The organism is Marinobacterium sp. MBR-109 (assembly GCF_040547565.1).
Taxonomy (GTDB): Bacteria; Pseudomonadota; Gammaproteobacteria; order Pseudomonadales; family Balneatricaceae; genus Marinobacterium.
This window is the reverse complement of record NZ_JBEPPZ010000004.1, coordinates 270,943-291,768: the sequence shown is the minus strand read 5'-3', so window position 1 is coordinate 291,768 and position 20,826 is coordinate 270,943. Positions and strand designations below refer to the sequence as shown.

Genomic DNA, 20,826 nt, shown 5'->3' with positions numbered 1-20,826 from the left:
CATGACAATTCTGTCAGAACTGCATCAGGATCATATCAACCTGAATCGTCTGCTCGAAATATTGACGCACAAGGTAGAGCGGCTGCGTGAAGGCAGTCACCCGGACTTTTCATTGATGGCGGACGTGGTAGCGTATGTTGGCAGCTATGCCGACCAGTATCACCACCCGCGTGAAGATGTGATGTACGAACACTTCCGTGGACGCGATGCTGAACTGGACAAGAACTTTGACCAGTGTGAGGCTGAACATGCAAAACTCAAGCAGTTGTCGCATGACCTGGCTGAATCCATTGACGGGATCCTGCATGATGCCGTGATGCCGATGGATCGGTTCACCGACCAGCTGGATGAGTTTGTCAGTACCGAACGCCAGCATCTGGATTTTGAAGAGCGGGAGCTGTTTCCCGGTATTCGCAAACTGGCCAGTGACACCGACTGGAAACAGCTGGACGAAGCCTTGCCGCCGCCTGCCGACCCGCTGTTCGGTGAGAAACAGGCTGCCGAGTACCGTGATCTTTATCGTGCCTTGATGGAAGACATGAACCGCAACGGCGCGGCCGGTTAGCCGCGCTGTGCCATATAAAGGTTGACCGTATCAACGATCGCCTGAGTCTGCGGATCAACCTCCAGATTGACCCGGGCGCCTGGTTGCAGGCTGCCGAACGTTGTCTGCGACAGGGTTTCCGGTATCAGTGATATGCCGAACTCACCCCGCTGGCAGTCGACTTCGGCCAGCGTCAGACTGCAGCCGTTCAGGCCGACAAAACCCTTGGGTAACAGGTAGGGAGCGGCTGCCTTCGGAGTTTCAAAATGAATATGGTGATTGTGCTCGGTCGATTCAATTCGGCTGATACGTGCGCAGCACAAAATGTGACCTGACATCAGGTGACCGCCAATTTCATCACCGATACGGGCGGCGCGCTCAAAATTGACCCGATCACCGGGTTTCAGCTCACCCAGGTTGGTCAACTCCAGTGTCGTGTCAATCAAGTCAAAGCAGACATGGCAACCCTGAAATGAAGTAACGGTCAGGCAGGTGCCATTGACGGCAATGCTGGCACCGGTCTCCAGAGCATCTGCACGCGCTGGTGGCAGCTTCAGCTCCAGCTGCATGAAACCTTCGTGGCGACGGCAGGCGATGACCTCGGCTGTGCCCTGAACAATGCCAGTAAACATGTTGTGCTAACCTCTATACATCAGATCTGATCCGGTATTGGGAACGTAAGTTTACCCCAAAGCCGCACGGAGGATGAAAAATGCGTGTATTGATCACAGGTGGAAGCGGATTTATAGGCCAGGCCCTGAGTAAGGCTCTGTGCGCCCGTGGTGATGACGTGATCATCCTCAGTCGATCGCCGCAGGCTGTGCCCTCCGGCAAGAATGTGAAGGCTGTTGGTGCCCTGCATCAGATTGAAAGCAAGATTGATGCAGTTATCAATCTTGCGGGTGCACCGATTGTCGACAAGCGCTGGAGCGATGCACGCAAGCAGGTTTTGCGGGACAGTCGCATCCAGTTGACCGGTGCGCTTGTGGACTGGATGCGAGAACAGCCGCAGCCGCCAGCCGTACTGGTCAGTGGCTCTGCCATTGGTTACTACGGCAGTCACGCTGACGAGGTGCTGGATGAGAACGCTGAGCCAATCCCCGGTTTTGCCCATGAACTCTGTCGTGACTGGGAGCAGGCTGCCCTTGAAGCGGAATCACTCGGAATTCGGGTCTGCCTGATTCGAACCGGCGTGGTACTCGGGCCGGGTGGTGGTGCCTTGTCCAAAATGCTGCCAGCATTCCGACTGGGGCTGGGTGGTCCCATTGGTGATGGCAAGCAATGGATGTCATGGGTCCATCTGGATGACGAAGTGGGTGCCATCCTCTATCTGCTGGATAATCCTTCTTTGCACGGACCGTTTAACCTGACGGCGCCAGAGCCGGTGACGAACGAAGTGTTCAGCCGAACATTAGGCCGGGTGTTGCATCGGCCTGCGTTCATGCGGGTGCCAGCGACCGTAATGAAACTGATGCTGGGCGAGGCCAGTGAGCTGCTGGTGGAAGGCCAGCGGGTAGTACCTGAAAACCTGCACACCGCGGGCTATGAGTTTCAGCAGCCGCGGTTGGAGGGCGCATTACGCAAGGTGCTCGATGTGAAATGAGGTAAGGTCCTCAGGACACCATCAAAAGATCCTGCTCGCGAGAGTCAACACTTGGCTCACTCGCGTTGCGCAGGCGCCTGCGGCGCATGGTTTCCAGTGCTTCAAGCAGCAGGTCGCCCTGCCACCGAGCAGGCTCATGGCGAAGGTGATGTTCCAGATCGAGAATCAGGAAATCCAGTGCCTGGCTGCCGGCCGCTTCGCACAGGGACGTTAGGGAGTGTACCTGATGGTCGATCCAGAATTGCTGTCCCCAGTCGATCAGACGTTGTTGAGTGCTGCCGGCATCGTTCTGCTGGCAGGCAATGGCGAGTGCCTGGAAGGTGTTGCGTTCAGCCTGCTGGTGTGACCGGTGCAGCTGCTCAGCCTGTGCCGCCTGCACCTCCTGGCTGGCTGCCTTGTCGCGGTTACGTAGTTGGCGCAGCTGATGCCAGCTGTAAAGCCAACCCAGTGAGCTGATGATGCTCATCAGCCCGAGGCCCGCGATCAGGATACGCGATGGGCCGTTCAGGCTGGCAGTATCACGGGCAGGGGGCACGCTTGTATCCATAGCGGGAGGCAGTGCGGCTATGTTGATATCCAGCTGTCTGCCGGGTAACGTGAGAATCTGCCCCCTGTCGCTGAGTGTATTCCACCAGTGAATATCGATGGCGGGCAGAGCAAGACCACCTTCACCCAGCGGCTCTATCAAAACCCTTTCTGTACGTGTGCTCACCAGTCCCTGTGGGGTTGCAGCTTCTGTCAGGCTGACATCTTCAGTGCGGGCAAATGCTGAGTCCAACTCAGCGACAAACAGTGCGGGCAGGGCATCAGCGGGCAGACCAAGTGCTGTCAGGCTGATCTCGCGGACAAAGGTTTCTCCGGGTTGCAGGCTGTCAGGCAGGGGTGTCCGTTCCTCAAACGTGAGTCGCTCGGCTGGCAGCCAGTAACCGCGCTGGCTCTGATGTGCCTGCGGCAGTACCTCTATCTCGAAGCTTTCCGCGGGGGCCAGTGCAATCTCACCCGTGTCAGCATTAGTATCCTCTGCAAGAACCAGTCGCGCACCGCGCAGGGTGTGCAGGCCCTCGCTGGAAGGGAAAAGCGCAAAGGTCTGTTCGGTGATCTGCCAGCTTTCGCCACCGCGATCGGTTTCGTAACTGCGTGGTTCAGTCAGGGCAATAACGAGCGCTTCAGGCAGTTGGGGGGGCTGGAAGCGGGCCGATTCCGGCAGTGCTTCTGTATGAAATACGCGTGCGGTATACAACAGTTGGGCATGGCTATAGACCTGATCCTGACTTAACAGACTATCCATGAACAGGCTGTCACGGTTTCGCACGGGACTCAGGTTACCGGTTACCTCAATCTCAATCGCCTGGCTCAGCTGATCACCCAGGCGCAACGGGGGGATTCTGAGCTTGCCGGTACTGCGAGAGCGCAGCTGCAGCTCCCAGCGGGTACGTACGGCACGGCTGGCGGAAGAGTGGCTCGAAATGATGACTTTGCGGCTGCTCAGAACACGAAAGTCACTTTCCAGCGCGGTCAGGTCAGGTCGCTGCTCCAGCTGGTCAGTTGCCTCCAGTGTGAGTGTCAGCATATCGGCAGCCGTCATGGTGTAACGGTCGAGAGAGGCGCGTACCTCTGCAAGGGCTGGCAACGAGCAGCTCAGCAGTAACAGCAATGCCAGCAATGAACGCATCCGCAGCTCCATTCCGGTGCAGAAAGAATTTAACAAATTCAGGTCATTATCAGTCATCGTCTCGGTCAGATCAATTTCATGACCGCTTACCTTCGGCAGAGAAGAAGTTTGCCATCAGGCGGGATGACTTCGGACGGGCTTTAACTATACTGCTGAAAACAAAGCGCTTTCACTCAGGACGAATTCAGAATAAGAGGATGCTTATGTCCCGGCAACGTGCAGACAGCAAAACCGAACTCATGCAGCAGCTCAAGGCGACCATTCGACAGCGGCTGCCCAAGGAGCGGGCTGCGCCTCTTGGAAGCTTTGTAGATCACTTTTTTGCCCATGCGGCAGATCAGGATCTTGGCAGCTGGCGCCTTGATGACCTTTATGGCGCTACGCTGGCGGTCTGGCACTTTCTGCAGCAGCGGTCGGCAAAAGAGGAGATCAAGGTACGGGTGTTCAATCCTGACTTTGAACGCCATGGCTGGCAGTCGACCCACACCGTGATCGAAGTGGTGCAACCGGATATGCCGTTTATCGTTGACTCACTGAGGATGGAGCTGAATCGGCGCAACCTCACCATCCACGCGATCATCAACACGGTGTTCAGCATTCGCCGGGACAGGAAGAAGGGCGAGTTGCAGGAGTTGCAGCCGCGTAATGTGGCCTGTAAAGGGGGGGAGCCCGAGTCGCTGGTTGTAATCGAAGTGGATCGTCATACTGACCCGGAACAGTTGGAGGAGCTGCGCAAGGGGCTGCTCAATGTACTGGCGGAGGTCAAGGCTGCCGTGACGGACTTTGATGCCATGCTGGCCAAGGCTGATGAACTGCTCGAAGATTATCACCAGGTGCCGGAGGGGCTGGAGGAAGAGGATGTTGTCGAAGCCCGTGACTTCATCAGCTGGCTGAAGAGCCATTTTACCTTTCTTGGTTACGATGAGCTTGCCCTGACCGGCGAGGGGAAAAGCCGCCAGCTGGAGCCTGTGTGCGACAGCTGTCTCGGGCTATTCAAGCAGCAGGATGGCAGCTGCTATCCGGGTGTGCTTGCGTCAGGTGATCGTGATGATGGCGGGTTTACGCTGATCCCTGAGTTGATGTCATTTACCAAGTCATCCCGACGCTCTCGTGTGCATCGACCGGCGTATCCCGATTATATCAGCATCAAACGATTTGATGCCGAGGGACAGCTGGTTGGCGAATCGCGTTTTCTGGGACTTTATACTTCAGCGGTCTATCTGCATGGCGCGACCGATATCCCCATCGTGCGGCGCAAGATCAACGCGGTCATGGAGCGCTCCGGCCTGCACCGGGAGGGGCACGACTGGAAAGAGCTGAAGCAGATCCTTGAGATTCACCCACGGGATGACCTGTTTCAGGCAAGCGTTGAAGAGCTGTTTGATACCGCGATGGGGATTCTGCAGATTCATGAGCGGCGCCAGATCAGGCTGTTTCTGCGGCGTGATTATTATGGCCAGTTTTTCTCTGCGCTGGTATATGCCCCGCGCGAGGTGTACAGCACCGACTTCAGACAGCGTGTTGAACGCATTCTGCAGCAGCAGCTGGGCTGTGATCAGGCCGAATTCACCACCTATTTTTCGGAATCCGTACTGGCGCGTACCCAATTCATTCTACGGACCAGCGACCATCAGGAAGTCACCCGCGAATTTGATGTAACCGATCTGGAGCGGCGTATTTCTCAGGCAGCCAGCAGCTGGAATGAAGAGTTGTATGCCGCCCTGGTGGAAAGCCTGGGTGAAGAGAAAGGCATCAAAACCTACAACCACTTCTGCGGCGGCTTCTCGGCCGGGTACCGGTCGGACTTTGCACCGCGTGCGGCAGTGGTCGATATCCAGTATATCCGCCGGCTGACAAAGGCCGAGCCGATCGCATTGAGCTTTTATGAAGCACTTGAGCGTGAGCCTGAGGAGCTGAACTTCAAGCTCTATCATCTTGGGCAGGCGCTGCCGCTGTCGGATGTGCTGCCCGTATTGGAAAATCTGGGTCTCAGGGTGATCGATGAGCACCCCTATCAGGTGGAAACGGATGGGCGCTGCATCTGGATTCACGACTTCAACCTGCGCTACACCGGCAAACAGCAGGTCACGGCCGAAACCATGCAGAATCTGTTTGAGGATGCGTTCCTCAACATCTGGAAGGGTCATGCCGGCAATGATGACTTCAACAAGCTGGTGCTTGGGGCTCAACTGCACTGGCGTCAGGTTGCGTTGCTGCGGGCCTATGCCGGCTACATGAAGCAGATTCGCTTCCCGATCAGCCAGGAGGCAATCAGCCTCGCGCTCAAGCATCATGTAGGGCTGGCGCGCCTGCTGGTAGAGCTGTTTGCAGCACGCTTCGATCCTGACAATGCCGACCCCAAGCGAGAGGACAAGCTGGAAACGGATATTATACAGGGGCTTGAAGAGGTCGCCAGCCTGAACGAGGATCAGGCGATCCGTCAGTATCTGGCGCTGATACGTGCCACATTAAGAACCAACTTCTACCAGCAACTTGACGGTCAGCCCAAGCCCTACCTGTCATTAAAGCTTTCGCCGCGCGATATTCCCCAAGTGCCTGAACCGCGTCCCCTGTTTGAAATTTATGTGCATTCACCACGGGTAGAAGGTGTGCATCTGCGTGGCGGCAAAGTGGCCCGTGGAGGGTTACGCTGGTCCGATCGTCTGGAGGACTTCCGCACCGAAGTACTGGGGCTGGTCAAGGCGCAGCAGGTAAAGAATGCGGTCATCGTTCCTGTCGGTGCCAAGGGTGGCTTCGTGGCGCGACGTCTGCACTCGGACATGAGCCGTGAAGCCTGGATGGAAGAGGGTGTAAGCTGCTATCGCACTTTCATCCGGGCGCTGTTGGATATCACCGACAATCTGCTTGAAGGTGAGGTGGTGCCGCCCAAGGCGGTCGTGCGCCACGATGAAGACGACACCTATCTGGTTGTGGCCGCAGACAAGGGCACTGCAACTTTTTCCGATATTGCGAACGAAATTGCCGCAGAGTACAACTTCTGGTTGGGGGATGCCTTTGCTTCCGGTGGCAGTCAGGGATATGACCACAAGAAGATGGGCATTACCGCCCGCGGTGCCTGGGTATCGGTGGAGCGCCATTTCCGCGAGCTGGGGCTTAATACGGCAAAAGAGCCGTTCACATGCGTTGGGATCGGCGACATGTCGGGTGATGTGTTCGGTAACGGCATGTTGCGCTCGGACCAGATCAAGCTGGTGGCCGCGTTCAATCATCTGCATATTTTCATAGACCCTGACCCGGACCCTGCGGCTTCATTCAAGGAGCGTCAGCGCTTGTTTGAACTGCCGCGCTCAGGCTGGGGGGACTATGACACCAAGCTTATTTCCAAGGGGGGCGGTGTCTTTAACCGCAGTGCCAAGTCGATCAGTCTGACGCCGGAAATCAAGCGGTTGACCGGTTTGACATCCAGCCGCGTACCGCCGAATGAGCTGATCTCGGCCCTGCTCTGTGCCGAGGTGGACCTGATCTGGAACGGTGGCATCGGGACCTACATCAAGGCCTGCGATGAAACCCAGGCCGATGTAGGTGACAAGGCCAACGATGGCTTGCGAGTGGATGCGCCGCAGGTCCGTGCCCGTGTGATCGGGGAAGGGGGTAATCTGGGGCTGACCCAGCGTGCACGCATGGAGCTGGCCCAGAGTGGCTGCCGTCTTAATACCGATTTCATCGACAACGCCGGTGGCGTTGACTGCTCTGACCATGAAGTCAACATCAAGATTCTGCTCAATCAGCTGGTGGCCAATGGTGATATGACGGCCCGCCAGCGCAACAGGCTGCTCAGCGATATGACCGATGATGTAGCTGAGCTTGTGCTGCAAAACAACTACCGTCAGGTCCAGGCAATTTCACTGGCGGAAGCACGTTCAGCCAGTTCAATGGCCGAATACAGACGCTTCATCAATGCGCTGGAGTCCCAGGGCAAGCTCAAGCGCAAGCTGGAGTTCCTGCCTGCGGATGAGCAGTTGGCCGACCGGCAGAACAATCGTCAGGGCTTCACACGGCCGGAACTGTCGGTGCTGGTCTCCTACAGCAAGGCCGACCTCAAGGAGCTGTTGCTGGCATCCACGGTGCCGGATGACGCCTATCTGGCTCAGGAGCTGGTCACGGCTTTTCCTGAACGTATCTGCAAAAACTATGCTGATGCACTGAAACAGCACAGATTGCGCCGCGAGATTATCTCCACCCAGATTGCCAACCAGATGGTTAACTTGATGGGCATCAACTTTGTTGATCGTCTGTTGACTTCGACGGGGGCCGATATTGAACATGTGGTACGGGCCTATGTTCTGGCGCGGGATATTTTCAGTCTGCGACCGTTGTGGGAGGAAATCGAAGCGCTCGACTACCAGGTGGAGGCCGGTATTCAGCAGGAGATGATGCATGATCTGCAGCACCTGATTCGGCGCGTAACGCGCTGGTTTGTTCGCAACCGTCAGGGCACGCTCGATTGTGCCAATGAAGCCGAACATTTCAGCCCCTGTCTGGTCAAGCTGGTACCTGAGCTGGGCAAGCTGTTGAGAGGGCAGCCGTTGGAGGTATGGCAAAGTGCGCATGACCGTTATATCGATTCGGGTGTTCCCGAGAAGTTGGCGCAGCGCGTTGCCGGATCAAGGGCGCTGTATCCGCTGCTGGGTATCATAGAGGTGGCACACGACTCCAAGGTGTCGGTCGAGCTTGCAGCAAAAGCGCATTTCAGTCTGAGTGAAACGCTTGAGCTGCAGTGGTTCAGCACTCAGCTTAACGACCTGGATGTGAACAGCTACTGGCAGGCGCTGGCGCGAGACAGTTTCCGCGATGATCTGGATACTCAGCAGCGTGCCCTGATTGCGACCCTGTTCGCCGCCAAAGGCAAGCTGGATCAGGCCGGCCTGGAGCAGCGCATGGAGACCTGGGTGGAACAGAACCAGCCACATGTGGAGCGTTGGCTCAACATACTGACCGAGCTGAAAAATGCCAATGTTCAGGATTACGCAATGTATACTGTCGCCACACGCGAGCTGGCCGACCTGGCCCGCTGCAGTAGCTTGACGGAATCCAGTGGCTAGATGAACGAAATAATTGTTGATCTGCGGATCAGCAGTGAAGAGTTTTTAAAAGTGTATCGAGGTCCGTCCCGGGTGGTGTCAACCCGTGCCCGGGACGGCCGTCGGGTACAGTTCCCGGCCAATATTCTGCGCCCTTGGCTGCTGCATGACGGCATCAGGGGCACCTTTCGCATCCGCTTCAGCGATGCAGGCAAACTGGAGGATATCCAGCGCTTGAGTTGAGTGGTGTTCATAACCCGGCCGCTCGCCTATAATGTGGCCTCAGTTTATAACCACCTCAGTGACTCTCATGCTCTACGACCTCGCACGCGCACTCATGTTCAGGCTGGACGCCGAAACCTCGCACGAACTGGCATTGGGCAGTATGAACCTCGCTGCCTCTCTGGGGTTGCCCCGGTTGCTGGGTGCCCAGCAGATTTCGCTGCCAACCAAGGTGATGGGCATTCGCTTCCCCAACCCGGTTGGACTTGCGGCTGGTCTGGACAAAAACGGTACCGCCGTCGATGGCCTGGCTGCCATGGGATTCGGTTTTATCGAGGTGGGCACGGTGACCCCCAGGCCTCAGCCTGGCAATCCCAAGCCTCGCCTGTTCCGGATTCCGGAACATGACGCCATTATCAATCGCATGGGGTTCAACAACGCGGGCGTCGATCAGCTGTTGAAGAACCTTGAGCGCAGCCGCTACAAGGGCATTCTGGGCATCAATATCGGCAAGAACAAGGATACTCCGAACGAGCAGGCGGATCAGGACTATCTGGTTTGCATGCGCAAGGTGTACTCCCATGCCAGCTACATCACCGTCAACGTTTCATCGCCCAACACACCGGGCCTGCGTACACTGCAGTTCGGTGACTCGCTGAACAGCCTGCTGGATGCCCTGAAGACCGAACAGGCCAAGCAGGCCAGTCTGCATGGTCGTTATGTACCGATTGCGGTGAAGATTGCGCCGGATATGAACGATGAGGAGCTGGGGCTGGTGGCCACTGCTCTCAAAACCTACGAGATGGATGGGGTGATCGCCACCAACACGACGCTGTCACGCGAAGGGGTTGAGGACAGCCCACTGGCGGATGAAGCGGGTGGTTTGAGTGGCGCGCCGGTTCGCAGCCGTTCCACTGCGGTCATCAGGGCACTGGCTTCACATCTGGATGGTGCACTGCCGATCATCGGTGTGGGGGGGATTACCGAAGGCTTCGATGCCGCCGAGAAGATCGAGGCGGGCGCAAGCCTGGTGCAGATCTATACCGGCTTCATCTACCGTGGGCCGTCACTGGTACGGGATTCGCTCGAGGCGATTGAGCAGCTCAAGCGCGGTTGAACACAACGACAGGCCTGCGTGCAGGCCTGTCGTTCAGATTTAAGAGGTGAGTTGCACCGTCAGTGCATTGAAGGGTTGTGTTGGATAGCAGAAACGCCGGACATTCCACTCCAGTGCGCTTCACGTCCTTCGCGCCAGCCACTCATCCAGTGACTGCGCAGCTCAACTGTCTGGACTGGACATTCCTCACGGGAACGCCCGTTGATGCCAGCCATGAATCCACGATTAAACAGAGTAGAGGTACGATCCCGTTTCTGTTTCTTCATACTTTGCGCCTCACATATTCTGATTATACTGTCCCCGACGTTAAGGTAACTGCATGGAACGGGGATGCGCTTTACGGTTTTCTGTCGTGACGTCACACCCCTATTGATATCTGAAAAAACAGGCTGTGGCGATTTAAATAAACTATGTTGTTACAGTGTTGTAATAAAATTTATCCGAGCGCATCTGCAGCATCGGTCATCAAATCAAGTGCTTAATCAGAATTGCTGCAGTTGCGGCGCTTGAATGAATATTTTTCACTTTCATGACAGGTCGTTACCTGCAGACAGTAAAACATCGTCATGATCAGGTCGGAGCTACTCCAGACAATGCAACTCTTCATCACCTGTCCCAAGGGGCTGGAAATTCTGTTACAGGACGAGCTGATTCAGCTGGGCGCTGCAGAGGTACGTCAGACCGTCGCAGGCGTGTCCTGTGATGCCGAACTTGAAACCGCTTACCGCATCTGCCTCTGGTCTCGGCTCGGCAACCGAGTCCTGATGCCGCTGGCAGAAGGTGAGGTGCCGGATGCAGACACACTGTATCAGCTGGTACAGACCGTGGACTGGCTTGAGCATCTGCGCCCCTCCGGGACACTGACTGTGGATTTCAACGGCCGTTCCGATGCGATCAACAACACCCACTTCGGTGCCCTCAAGGTCAAGGATGCGATCGTGGACCAGATTCGCTCGGCAACCGGGCAGCGTCCGAGTGTCGAACGCAATCAGCCCGATCTGCGCATCAACGTTCACCTGCACCGCAACCGGGTCACGGTAGCGCTGGACCTCTCCGGGGACAGCCTGCACCGGCGTGGCTACCGTCTCAAGGCCGGTGCGGCGCCGATGAAAGAGAATCTGGCCGCTGCTGTGCTGATCCGGGCAGGCTGGCCTGCCGCTGAGCTTGATACATTGCTGGACCCCATGTGCGGTTCAGGCACTTTGCTCACGGAAGCGGTTTTGATGAGTGCCGACATCGCACCGGGTCTGTTCCGACAGACGTTCGGGTTCAGCCGCTGGCCGGGGCATGATTCCCGCCTGTGGCAGCAACTGCTTGAAGAGGCCCGCCAGCGTCGGGAAGCCGGTCTGGCAAAGGTGCAGGCGCGTTTTTACGGTTTTGATGCCGATGCCAGCGTGTTGTCGCGGGCCGAGGAAAACGCTCGCCGTGCCGGTATTGCTGAACTGATCCGGTTTGAGCGCCGGCCACTGGATCAGCTGCAGCGGCCTGAGGGGTGTGAGAGGGGCCTGCTGATCACCAATCCGCCCTACGGTGAGCGACTTGGTGAAACCCAGGAACTGATGTTTCTTTACCGTTTGTTGGGCGAACGGCTGAAGCAGAATTTTGCCAACTGGCAGGCGGCTGTATTTACCGGCAATCCTGATCTGTGCAAGGTGATGAAACTCCGCGCGGAGAAACAGTACCGGCTGTTCAACGGTGCCATCGACAGCAAACTGCTGCTGTTTACGGTACATGAGCAATCGGAAGAGCAGCGTCAGGAGGCCCGGCAACGGCTGGAGCAGGGTGGTGAGACCGTCGCCCTGTCCGAGCAGGCGCAGATGTTTGCCAACCGCCTGAAAAAGAATCTGAAACAGCTGTCGCGTTGGGTGAAGCGCGAATCGATCAGCTGCTACCGGGCCTACGATGCTGACATGCCCGAATATGCCGTCGCCGTGGATATCTATCCAGACCACGCCGTGGTTCAGGAGTATGCACCACCGGCCTCCATTGATCCGGTTAAGGCGTTCTCGCGGCTTCAGGATGTGATGCTTGCCGTTCCGCAGGTGCTTGAGCTGCCGCCGGAGCGGGTGATCCTGAAGCAGCGTAAGCGCCAACAGGGCCAGCAGCAGTATGAGCGTCAGGATCAGACTGGTCATTTCATGACAGTCATTGAGCACGGCTGCAAACTGCAGGTCAATTTGCACGACTATCTCGATACCGGTCTGTTTCTTGACCACCGCCCGGCGCGACTCAAGGTGCAGCAGCTGGCGGCGGGCAAGGACATGCTCAACCTGTTCTGCTACACCGCCAGTGCCAGCGTGCATGCTGGTGTGGGCGGGGCGCGCAGTACCACCAGTGTGGACCTGTCTCAGACCTATCTGGACTGGGCTCGGCGCAACCTGGAGCTCAATGGCCTGCCGAAGGCGCAACATCAGCTGATACGTTCGGACTGCCTGCAGTGGCTGCAGCAGCCGCACCAGAATCGCTATGATCTGATCTTCATGGACCCGCCCACCTTCTCCAACTCCAAACGGATGGACGATGTGCTGGATGTGCAGCGTGATCATGTTCAACTGATCAAGGGTGCGATGCAGCTGCTGCGTGCTGATGGTCTACTGATTTTCTCCAACAACTACCGCCGTTTCAGTATCGACCGTGAAGCGCTGGCTGACTTTGAGATCCGGGATATCACGGCCCAAACACTTGATCCGGATTTCAAGCGCAACGCCAGAATTCACAGCTGCTTCGAAATCCGCCATCGTCACTGATGCACTGCGGCAGGGCCTTTCTGCGCTGTTTGCACTGAACTGGCACAAAACCTGCTTAATTTTGCACCAACGCTCTGCACGGCGCTGGTGCAAACACTGCAAATTGGTGCGCAGTACCTGTCACCACGCCGTTTGAGCGATTTAACCCATCCGGGTGTCGATCAAGGGCGTGCTGTATTGCGGTGCAGATGCCTCTTGATGGTGCGCCCGTCAACAGACGGAGGAGATCGAGTGGAATCCATCAGCAGTGCAATCTCGCAGCTGTCGCAGAGTGCCAATACCCTGTTTATCCTGTTGGGCGCCGTCATGGTGTTTGCCATGCATGCCGGCTTCGCATTTCTTGAAGTGGGCACGGTGCGTCGCAAAAACCAGGTCAATGCACTGGCCAAGATCATGAGTGATTTCGGCTTTTCAGCCTTGGCCTACCTGTTCGTAGGCTACTGGCTGGCCTATGGCATCACCTTTTATGACAGCGCCGCCGTGCTCTCCCGCGATAGCGGCTATGAGCTGGTAAAATTCTTCTTTCTCATGACCTTTGCTGCCGCAATTCCCGCCATTATCTCCGGTGGAATTGCCGAGCGTGGTCGCTTCTGGCCGTTTCTGATCGCTTCAGCGCTGGTGGTTGGTCTGGTGTACCCGCTGTTCGAAGGCATCGCCTGGAATGGCAATTTCGGTGTTCAGGCCTGGCTGGAAGAGCGCTTTGGTGCGCCGTTCCATGATTTTGCCGGCTCTGTTGTGGTGCACGGTGTTGGTGGCTGGCTGGCACTGGTTGCAGTGGTACTGCTGGGCATACGTCATGGACGCTACAAAGGTGGGCGATTGGTCGCATTCCCGCCATCGAATATTCCGTTTCTGGCGCTGGGTGCCTGGATATTGTGCATCGGCTGGTTCGGTTTTAACGTCATGTCTGCGCAGACACTGGATGGTGTGTCAGGCCTGGTGGCAATGAACAGCCTGATGGCGATGGTAGGGGGTATCATAACGGCCCTGATCGTTGGTCGTAACGACCCGGGCTTTATTCATAACGGCCCCCTGGCCGGGCTGGTGGCCGTCTGTGCCGGCTCTGACCTGATGCATCCACTGGGTTCGCTGGTGGTGGGCGGTGTGGCCGGTGCCCTGTTTGTCTGGACCTTTACACTGGTGCAGAACCGCTGGAAGATCGATGATGTGCTGGGTGTTTGGCCGCTGCACGGCCTGTGTGGCGTCTGGGGGGGCGTTGCCGCCGGTATTTTTGGCAGTGAAGCCCTGGGTGGACTGGGCGGTATCAGCCTGGCCTCGCAGCTGCTCGGAACTCTTCTCGGTGTTGTGATTGCGGTGTTGGGTGGCCTGCTGGTCTATGGAGCAATCAAGGCGGTAGTGGGGCTGCGTCTGTCGGCCGAGGAAGAGTTCAATGGCGCGGATCTGAGCATTCATCAGATTGAAGCAACATCCGACGACCGTTGAAAACAAAGATGCCCGGTATCACCGGGCATCTTGATCGATCAGCGCTGAGTGTCGAGCTCAGTGCTGGTGTCCACCGGCACCGTGAACATGACCGTGTTCGAGCTCTTCTTCGGACGCTTCACGCACTTCAACCACTTCCACGTCAAAGCTCAGGGTCTGGCCAGCCAACGGATGGTTGCCATCCAGAGTGATGCTCTCGCCTTCAACCTTGACGACAGTAACCGGCTGCTCACCCCAGGGGGTCTGCGCCATGAACTGCATGCCGACCTGTACATCATCGATACCGGCAAAAGCGCTGCGGTCAACGTCCTGAACCAGCTCTTCACGCACCGGGCCGTAGCCTTCTTCCGGCTCAACGGTTACCTTCAGGCTATCACCTGTGGTCTTGCCCAGCAGTGCATTTTCCAGTCCCGGGATGATGTTGCTGGCGCCGTGCAGATAGGCAAGCGGTTCCTGGCCATTGGAGCTGTCCAACACATTGCCTTCAGCGTTGGTCAGAGTGTAGTGGATGGATACAACGGATTTGTCAGCGATCTGCATCAGGGTCTCTCCTGGTGATGCGGAGATGCGTCGATGCACAGGCTCCCGGTCGATCAACCCCTGCCAGTGATGACACAGGGCTCAGCGAGCCGAAAACAGGGCAGCTTGGCAGGGCTCCCGGTTGGTTTGGGACAACATGCTAACGGCCCTGCAGGGCAGGCGCAACCCGCAACGGCCTTCAGGCATGATCTCAACGGAGCAAAATGGCGTAGTATGAAAAATTTTGCAGATGATCAGGGGGCATGAGCCGGTGAAGCAGGGAGAACGGGTAGCAGTAATAGGTGCGGGACTTGCCGGTACACTGGTTGCGGAAGGGCTGCACCGCCTTGAGGCAGAGGTAATCGTTTTTGACAAAAGCCGAGGCACCGGTGGTCGTCTGGCGGCTGCGCGATTGGGAGAGTTGAGCGTGGATCTGGGTGCGCCCGGTCTCAATCGGTCGCAACGCAGTGCACTGGAAGCACTGTTGCCCGAAACCTCAATGCCGGCGCTGTCCCTCTGGCTGCCCGGCGCTGCGAATTTCAACCTGAAACCTGTTTCGGGACCACAGCTCTGGATGGCGCGACCGCGCAGCAGTGGCCTGACCCGCGCTCTGCTGAATGGGATCGAGCTTAATACCCGTGTGCGCATTGCCCGGCTCATCCATGAGGATGAGGCGTCGTACCGGCTGGAAGATGAGACTGGCATCGTTCAAGGTCGGTTCGACAGAGTCGTGATCGCCGCACCGGCCCCTCAAGCGGTATCTCTGCTGGAGTGCGTACCTGAGCTGCAGCAGGCTGTACGGAAAGTGGAAATGGAGCCCCGCTGGATATTGTTGCTGCAGCTCGAGCAGCGACCAGATCGGCTGGCACAGCTGGAATGGCTGGAAGGTGAACACCCTGTGCTGCAGCGCGTCTGGAGCGATGGCAGCAAGCCCGGTCGCAGTGGTGAAACCTGGGCCATTGAAGCCCGTACCGACTGGAGCCGGCAGCATGTCGGTGACAGCCCCGAGCAGGTTCAGTCCGCGCTGTTGCAGGCGTTTGCAGCACTGTGCACACAGCCGATCAAACCTGTTCAGCAACGCATCCATCGCTGGCTTTATGCAGATGCCGGGCGGCAGTCACTGCCCGTGTTCTGCAGCGATGATGCCCGAGTGCTGGTCTGTGGCGATTGGGTGGCCGGCGGCGGGATTGACGGTGCCATTCTCAGTGCCCGTCAGCTTCTGGAGCGGGTCAGTCCCTGACCCATACTGGTTCAGGTGGCGGGTCTGCAGTTACACTGTGGCTATGGCAGGGAGGAGATAACCGTGACTGATCAATTGCGACACAAAGTGGAAGAGGCTCTCAGTACGCTGGGGCAGGTACTGTTGGGCAAAAAGGAGCAGTTGCGTCTGGCGCTGACCTGCCTGCTGGCAGAGGGTCACCTGTTGATCGAAGACCTGCCCGGCATGGGGAAAACCACGCTTGCCCATGCGCTGGCCCGCGTGCTGGGACTGGATGACAAGCGGATTCAGTTCACCAGCGACATGCTGCCGGCCGACATCCTCGGTGTGAGTGTATTCGAGCCCGGCAAGGGCAGTTTCCGCTTTCATCCCGGCCCTGTCTTTACCCAGCTGTTGTTGGCGGACGAGATCAACCGCAGTACCCCCAAAACCCAGTCGGCACTGCTGGAAGCGATGGAAGAGGGGCAGGTGAGCATTGAAGGGGAGCGTTATCCACTGCCGGAGCCTTTCTTTGTCATCGCGACCCAGAACCCGTCTACCCAATACGGCACCTTTCCGTTGCCCGAGTCTCAGCTTGATCGCTTTCTGATGCGCATAGCCTTGGGCTACCCGGCTCCTGATGTTGAGCGGCGCTTGCTGACGGGTGGGGATACACGCCAGCACCTCGGCGCTCTGCCGCAATGCCTGACCCCGGCCGAGCTGGCGCAGGCGCAGGCGGCGTGCCGAGGGGTGCATGCCTCGTCCAGTCTGATCGACTATGTTCAACGTCTGCTGCAGTACACCCGCGATGCGGCCGGCTTCAGTTATGGCGTTTCGCCCCGCGGCGGGTTGGCCCTGTTGCGTTGCGCACGATGCTGGGCCTGGCTGGACGGGCGAGATCATCTGGTTCCGGAGGATGTGCAGGCTGTGCTCGAAGCCGTGGTGGGGCATCGTGTGCGGGCAGCGGAAGATGTGGCGGGTCATGAAAGCCGTCGGCTGGTGGCTGAGCTGATGGCGGAGGTGGACGTTCTTGGCTGACACTCTGCGAACACGGCTGCAGGGACGTGTCCGGCGCTGGGCGCTGAAGCGTTACCCGCGCAGTCGCAGCGTGACCCTGACCCAGAACCGCATTTTTATCCTGCCCACCCGTGCCGGTGCCGGTTTCATGCTGCTGCTGATTCTGTTGCTGCTGATGGGTGTTAACTACGAAAACAACTTGATCTACGCCATCACCTTTCTGGCCGCCGGGGTGTTTCTTGTCTCTTGCCTGCACACCTACAGTAACTTGGCAGGCATAAGGTTACAGGCACTACGCGGCAACAGCTGCTTTGCCGGTGAGCAGGCCGGTTTCGAACTTGAGCTGGATCATCAGGCTGGGCGTAAGCCCGAACAGATACGGCTGCAGTTTGAACAGGGAACCCCTCTGCTTGTTGATCTGGAGCAGAGCAGTCAGCGTCTGGAGCTTTTCTGTGTGGCGCCTGCGCGTGGCTGGCTGCAACCCGGTGGACTGAAGCTTGAAACCTGTTTCCCGCTGGGGCTGTTCAGAGCCTGGACCTGGGTAAACCTGGAGCTGCAGGCGCTGGTATATCCCCGACCTCTCGCTGGCGAACTTCCAGCCCCGGAGGGGGGTGGCCAGTCAGGAGAAGCCAGCCTGCAGCAGCGCGATGGCACCGACGACTTCACCGGCCTTGAGCGATTTCAGCCGGGCATGTCGTTGCGTCAGATTGACTGGAAAAGCTATGCCCGCGGACTGGGTCTTCAGGCCAAGCAGTTTGGGGATCAGCAGAGCCCGGATATTTGGCTCGACCTTGAGGTCTGCGCGGGTAATCTTGAGCAGCGTCTGTCACGCCTGACCTACTGGGTACTGGAGCTGTCCAAACGAGAGCAACGTTTTGGTCTCAGGCTCGGGGCGCTGGAGCTGCCCCCGGAACAGGGCGAGAATCATCGCTATGAAGCTCTGAAGCGACTGGCGCTTTATGGTCGTGGAGGTCAAGCATGAACCGAGTGCAGATCAGCCGAAGCGCCGTGATCCTGCAGCTGGCAACGTTTATCGCCGTACTGCTGCCTCACCTGAGCTGGCTGCCAGTCTGGATTCCTCTGCTGGCTCTGGCCATGGTGGGGGTGCGGCTGATGATCCATACCGGTCGCTGGCCCTTTCCCCACTGGCTCATCAAGCTGGTGCTGATTGCCGCCAGTAGCGTTGGTCTGATTATCAGTTTTGGTGGCAATGCGGGTCCTGAAGCGATGGTCGCTCTGCTGGTTCTGGGACTGGCACTCAAGCTGATCGAGATCTATCACCGCCGTGATGCACTGATTCTGCTGTTTGTGTCTCTGTTCGTACTGGCGACGGTGTTTCTGTTTCATGAAAGCGTATGGGTGGCCGTGTATGTATTGCTGGTGGTCTGGCTGTTGCTGGCCGCCCTGTGTGCCATTCATCAACGACCGGGGCGCACGGCATGGCTGCCACCCTTCAAGCGTGCCTTTGCGTTGCTGCTGCCGGCACTGCCGCTGATGCTGGTGCTGTTTCTGTTATTCCCGCGGCTTGAGCCCTTCTGGTCAGTGGAGATCAGCTCTCCACGGGCAACCACTGGCCTGTCGGACAGCATGAGTCCGGGGGATGTGAGTGATCTGGCGCTGTCAGATGCACTGGCATTCAGGGTTAGCTTTGATAACGATCAACCACCCGTTCCGGTACAGCGCTACTGGCGAGCGTTGGTGCTGAGCCAGTTTGATGGCCGCAGCTGGCGTCAGGCTTCGCCGGATCAGCGCAATCGATTGCGAGAGGAAAAACTGATTACGGAGGCTGAACCACAGGGCTATGAAATCGTGATGGAGCCCAGTGGCATGCCCTGGCTGATGGCACTGGATCTGCCGGTGGCTCAGGCACAGGGGCAACGGATGACGCCGTTCAGAACGCTGGTGAGCAGCGCTCCCCTGGAACGACGCACCCAGTATCGACTGGAGTCGGTGCAGGATTATCAGCTCCAGCCCCTGCTGACACAGCAGGAGCAACAGCACTACCTGCAGTTGCCACAACAGGGTAATGATCGCAGCCGGGCACTGGCCAGACAGTGGCAACAGGACAGCGATGGTCAGCCAGAGCGGTTTGTCCGTCAACTGATGAACCATTTCAACCGTGAGTTTGAATACACCCTGTCGCCAGGTGTGTTGGGCCGTGACGGTATCGATCAGTTCATGTTCCAGACGCGTCGCGGTTATTGTGAGCACTTCGCTGGTGCCAGTGTCTTTCTGCTGCGCTCGGCCGGAATTCCGGCCCGGGTCGTCACCGGTTATCAGGGGGGGGAGTGGAACCCTTACGAGAACTACCTGCAGCTGCGCCAGTACGATGCCCATGCCTGGTCTGAGGTGTGGCTGGAAGGGCAGGGTTGGGTACGGCTTGACCCGACTGCTGCAGTGGCACCGGAGCGAATCGAATCCTCCGCGGTACAGTATTTTCAGCGGCGGGGCGATACCGCATTCAGCGGCGGGCGTGGTTTCAGGCTGCAGGCTGATTGGGCTCGCCAGCTGCAGCAACGCTATGAAGCCTTCAATTTTGCCTGGCATCGCTGGGTGCTGAACTATCAGAGTCAGCAAACGGATCTGCTTAAGGACTGGCTGGGCGGGCTGGACTACTGGCGCATGATTCTGGCTCTGATGCTGCCCGCTACCGCGGTTGTGGCGGCTGTTATTGGCTGGCAGTTGCGCCAGCGCCTGAAGGCTGTGCGCAGAGACCCCTTTGAGCGCAGGCTGCAGCGGTTGCAGGCTGTACTGGGACAGCAGTTTGAAGAGCGCCAGCCCAGTCAGTCCATGACTGGCTGGCTTCGAGCTCTGGCCCTGCAATGGCCGGAGCAGCAGGCACGACTTGAGCAGCTGGCCCGGCTGGATGAGCAGCAACGCTATGCTCGTGATGCCGATCAGCAGTTGCGTCGGCAAATGTTGCCCCTGCTGGATCAGTTGCTGCGTGCGGCGCGGGAGCGGCGGTGACACAGACACACGCCTACCAGCTTATCCGCAGTCGCAAGCGCAAAACCCTGGGTATTCGCATCCGTGATGCTGAAGTTCAGGTGCGTGCGCCAGTGGGGGTCAGCCGGGATGAGGTTGATCGATTTGTACTCAGTCGCAGTGACTGGATCAACCGCCATCTGAACCGTCAGCAGGAGCAGGTCAGTCGTTACCAGGCCCGGATCTGTCAGGGGGGGCGTGTCCTGCTGAATGGGCACTGGTTGCTGCTGGAGTGGCAGCGTGCAGCCCGCAGCGAAGTGCGCCAATTGCCGCAACAGCTGAAGCTGACCCTCTCGGCTCGGGTGCGCCGGGATGAAAATGAGGCGGTACGCGCTCTTTTGCAGCAATGGTTTCGGGCTGAGGCTGAAGCATGCCTGATTCGGCGCTGCCGACAGTTGGCCGAGATCACCGGGCTGATACCGGCGAGCATCAATATCGGCAGTTGGCGAGCCCGCTGGGGACAGTGCTCCTCAAAGGGTGAAGTCGGTCTCAACTGGCGTCTGTTGCAGCTTGACCCCACACTTCAGGATTACGTCATCCTGCATGAGCTGTGTCACCTGCAGCAGATGAATCATGGCCCGCGTTTTCATGCGCTGCTGGCGCGACATTGCCCCGCCCACATTCGGCTAAGAGCTGAGCTGGCTCAATATACTGTCTGTTTGAACTGGTAGTCTTGATACCTAAGGAGAATGGTACCTCACCGGTATCTGTGGCCAA

16 protein-coding genes are annotated in these 20,826 nt (G+C 57.9%); 12 read left to right on the top strand and 4 right to left on the bottom strand.

Annotation, left to right across the window (positions count from 1 at the left end; all coding sequences use genetic code 11):
• Nucleotide 1 precedes the first annotated feature (1 nt).
• Nucleotides 2-565: a hemerythrin domain-containing protein gene (locus ABIE60_RS07885; protein ID WP_354468891.1), complete on the top strand. Its 564-nt coding sequence runs from the start codon at nucleotides 2-4 to the stop codon at nucleotides 563-565.
• Here the strand turns inward: ABIE60_RS07885 and ABIE60_RS07880 are convergent.
• Complete coding sequence (locus ABIE60_RS07880; RefSeq protein WP_354468890.1) at nucleotides 562-1,176, bottom strand: riboflavin synthase subunit alpha; 615 nt, start codon at nucleotides 1,174-1,176, stop codon at nucleotides 562-564. The genes ABIE60_RS07885 and ABIE60_RS07880 overlap by 4 nt on opposite strands.
• An 80-nt stretch (nucleotides 1,177-1,256) precedes the next feature.
• Here ABIE60_RS07880 and ABIE60_RS07875 point away from each other — a divergent pair, with 80 nt between their 5' ends.
• A complete protein-coding gene (locus ABIE60_RS07875) occupies nucleotides 1,257-2,147 on the top strand; it encodes a TIGR01777 family oxidoreductase (RefSeq protein WP_354468889.1) in 891 nt (296 codons plus the stop codon).
• Between the two features lie 10 nt (nucleotides 2,148-2,157).
• Here ABIE60_RS07875 and ABIE60_RS07870 read toward each other — a convergent pair whose 3' ends face one another.
• Nucleotides 2,158-3,819, bottom strand: a complete 1,662-nt coding sequence (locus ABIE60_RS07870) for a BatD family protein (RefSeq protein ID WP_354468888.1) — start codon at nucleotides 3,817-3,819, stop codon at nucleotides 2,158-2,160.
• Nucleotides 3,820-4,022: 203 nt separating this feature from the next.
• Between ABIE60_RS07870 and ABIE60_RS07865 the strand changes: the two genes are divergently transcribed.
• The 3 genes from ABIE60_RS07865 (at nucleotide 4,023) to ABIE60_RS07855 (ending at nucleotide 10,200) form a co-directional block, all read left to right on the top strand.
• On the top strand, nucleotides 4,023-8,882 hold the full coding sequence (locus tag ABIE60_RS07865; protein WP_354468887.1) for an NAD-glutamate dehydrogenase: 4,860 nt from the start codon (nucleotides 4,023-4,025) through the stop codon (nucleotides 8,880-8,882).
• A complete protein-coding gene (locus tag ABIE60_RS07860) occupies nucleotides 8,883-9,104 on the top strand; it encodes a DUF2835 domain-containing protein (RefSeq protein WP_354405890.1) in 222 nt (73 codons plus the stop codon).
• A 67-nt stretch (nucleotides 9,105-9,171) separates the two neighbouring features.
• Entirely contained in the window at nucleotides 9,172-10,200 is a 1,029-nt protein-coding gene (locus ABIE60_RS07855) for a quinone-dependent dihydroorotate dehydrogenase (RefSeq protein ID WP_354468886.1), read from the top strand.
• Nucleotides 10,201-10,259: 59 nt separating this feature from the next.
• On the opposite strand, the gene rmf is transcribed toward ABIE60_RS07855, so the two are convergent.
• A complete protein-coding gene (gene rmf / locus ABIE60_RS07850) occupies nucleotides 10,260-10,466 on the bottom strand; it encodes a ribosome modulation factor (protein WP_091823749.1) in 207 nt (68 codons plus the stop codon).
• Between the two features lie 327 nt (nucleotides 10,467-10,793).
• On the opposite strand from rmf, the gene rlmKL reads away from it, so the two are divergent.
• Together rlmKL and ABIE60_RS07840 are read left to right on the top strand one after the other, a co-directional pair.
• The gene (gene rlmKL / locus ABIE60_RS07845) at nucleotides 10,794-12,947 is read left to right on the top strand and encodes a bifunctional 23S rRNA (guanine(2069)-N(7))-methyltransferase RlmK/23S rRNA (guanine(2445)-N(2))-methyltransferase RlmL (RefSeq protein WP_354468885.1); all 2,154 of its coding nucleotides are present in this window, start codon (nucleotides 10,794-10,796) and stop codon (nucleotides 12,945-12,947) included.
• Nucleotides 12,948-13,178: 231 nt separating this feature from the next.
• Nucleotides 13,179-14,390: an ammonium transporter gene (locus tag ABIE60_RS07840; protein WP_354468884.1), complete on the top strand. Its 1,212-nt coding sequence runs from the start codon at nucleotides 13,179-13,181 to the stop codon at nucleotides 14,388-14,390.
• Nucleotides 14,391-14,447: 57 nt separating this feature from the next.
• On the opposite strand, the gene ABIE60_RS07835 is transcribed toward ABIE60_RS07840, so the two are convergent.
• Nucleotides 14,448-14,930: an FKBP-type peptidyl-prolyl cis-trans isomerase gene (locus ABIE60_RS07835; protein WP_354468883.1), complete on the bottom strand. Its 483-nt coding sequence runs from the start codon at nucleotides 14,928-14,930 to the stop codon at nucleotides 14,448-14,450.
• 229 nt (nucleotides 14,931-15,159) lie between these two features.
• Between ABIE60_RS07835 and ABIE60_RS07830 the strand changes: the two genes are divergently transcribed.
• From ABIE60_RS07830 to ABIE60_RS07810, 5 genes are all read left to right on the top strand, one after another.
• Nucleotides 15,160-16,149 (top strand): NAD(P)/FAD-dependent oxidoreductase, encoded by a 990-nt coding sequence (locus ABIE60_RS07830; protein WP_354468882.1) that lies wholly within the window; start codon nucleotides 15,160-15,162, stop codon nucleotides 16,147-16,149.
• 63 nt (nucleotides 16,150-16,212) lie between these two features.
• The gene (locus ABIE60_RS07825) at nucleotides 16,213-17,145 is read left to right on the top strand and encodes an AAA family ATPase (protein ID WP_354468881.1); all 933 of its coding nucleotides are present in this window, start codon (nucleotides 16,213-16,215) and stop codon (nucleotides 17,143-17,145) included.
• Nucleotides 17,138-18,106 carry a DUF58 domain-containing protein gene (locus tag ABIE60_RS07820; RefSeq protein WP_354468880.1) on the top strand — a complete coding sequence of 323 codons (969 nt, stop codon included), beginning with the start codon at nucleotides 17,138-17,140 and terminating at the stop codon, nucleotides 18,104-18,106. The genes ABIE60_RS07825 and ABIE60_RS07820 overlap by 8 nt, the downstream gene beginning before the upstream one ends.
• The gene (locus ABIE60_RS07815; protein WP_354468879.1) at nucleotides 18,103-20,091 is read left to right on the top strand and encodes a transglutaminase TgpA family protein; all 1,989 of its coding nucleotides are present in this window, start codon (nucleotides 18,103-18,105) and stop codon (nucleotides 20,089-20,091) included. Before ABIE60_RS07820 ends, ABIE60_RS07815 begins: the two co-directional genes overlap by 4 nt.
• Nucleotides 20,088-20,780, top strand: coding sequence for a M48 family metallopeptidase (locus tag ABIE60_RS07810; RefSeq protein ID WP_354468878.1), 693 nt, complete (start codon nucleotides 20,088-20,090; stop codon nucleotides 20,778-20,780). Before ABIE60_RS07815 ends, ABIE60_RS07810 begins: the two co-directional genes overlap by 4 nt.
• The last annotated feature ends 46 nt before the right edge of the window (nucleotides 20,781-20,826 follow it).

Coding starts and splice junctions, on each gene's coding strand:
- ABIE60_RS07885 (WP_354468891.1), top strand. CDS start 2: ATGACAATTCTGTCAGAACTGCATCAGGATCATATCAACCTGAATCGT.
- ABIE60_RS07880 (WP_354468890.1), bottom strand. CDS start 1,176: ATGTTTACTGGCATTGTTCAGGGCACAGCCGAGGTCATCGCCTGCCGT.
- ABIE60_RS07875 (WP_354468889.1), top strand. CDS start 1,257: ATGCGTGTATTGATCACAGGTGGAAGCGGATTTATAGGCCAGGCCCTG.
- ABIE60_RS07870 (WP_354468888.1), bottom strand. CDS start 3,819: ATGCGTTCATTGCTGGCATTGCTGTTACTGCTGAGCTGCTCGTTGCCA.
- ABIE60_RS07865 (WP_354468887.1), top strand. CDS start 4,023: ATGTCCCGGCAACGTGCAGACAGCAAAACCGAACTCATGCAGCAGCTC.
- ABIE60_RS07860 (WP_354405890.1), top strand. CDS start 8,883: ATGAACGAAATAATTGTTGATCTGCGGATCAGCAGTGAAGAGTTTTTA.
- ABIE60_RS07855 (WP_354468886.1), top strand. CDS start 9,172: ATGCTCTACGACCTCGCACGCGCACTCATGTTCAGGCTGGACGCCGAA.
- rmf (WP_091823749.1), bottom strand. CDS start 10,466: ATGAAGAAACAGAAACGGGATCGTACCTCTACTCTGTTTAATCGTGGA.
- rlmKL (WP_354468885.1), top strand. CDS start 10,794: ATGCAACTCTTCATCACCTGTCCCAAGGGGCTGGAAATTCTGTTACAG.
- ABIE60_RS07835 (WP_354468883.1), bottom strand. CDS start 14,930: ATGCAGATCGCTGACAAATCCGTTGTATCCATCCACTACACTCTGACC.
- ABIE60_RS07830 (WP_354468882.1), top strand. CDS start 15,160: ATGATCAGGGGGCATGAGCCGGTGAAGCAGGGAGAACGGGTAGCAGTA.
- ABIE60_RS07815 (WP_354468879.1), top strand. CDS start 18,103: ATGAACCGAGTGCAGATCAGCCGAAGCGCCGTGATCCTGCAGCTGGCA.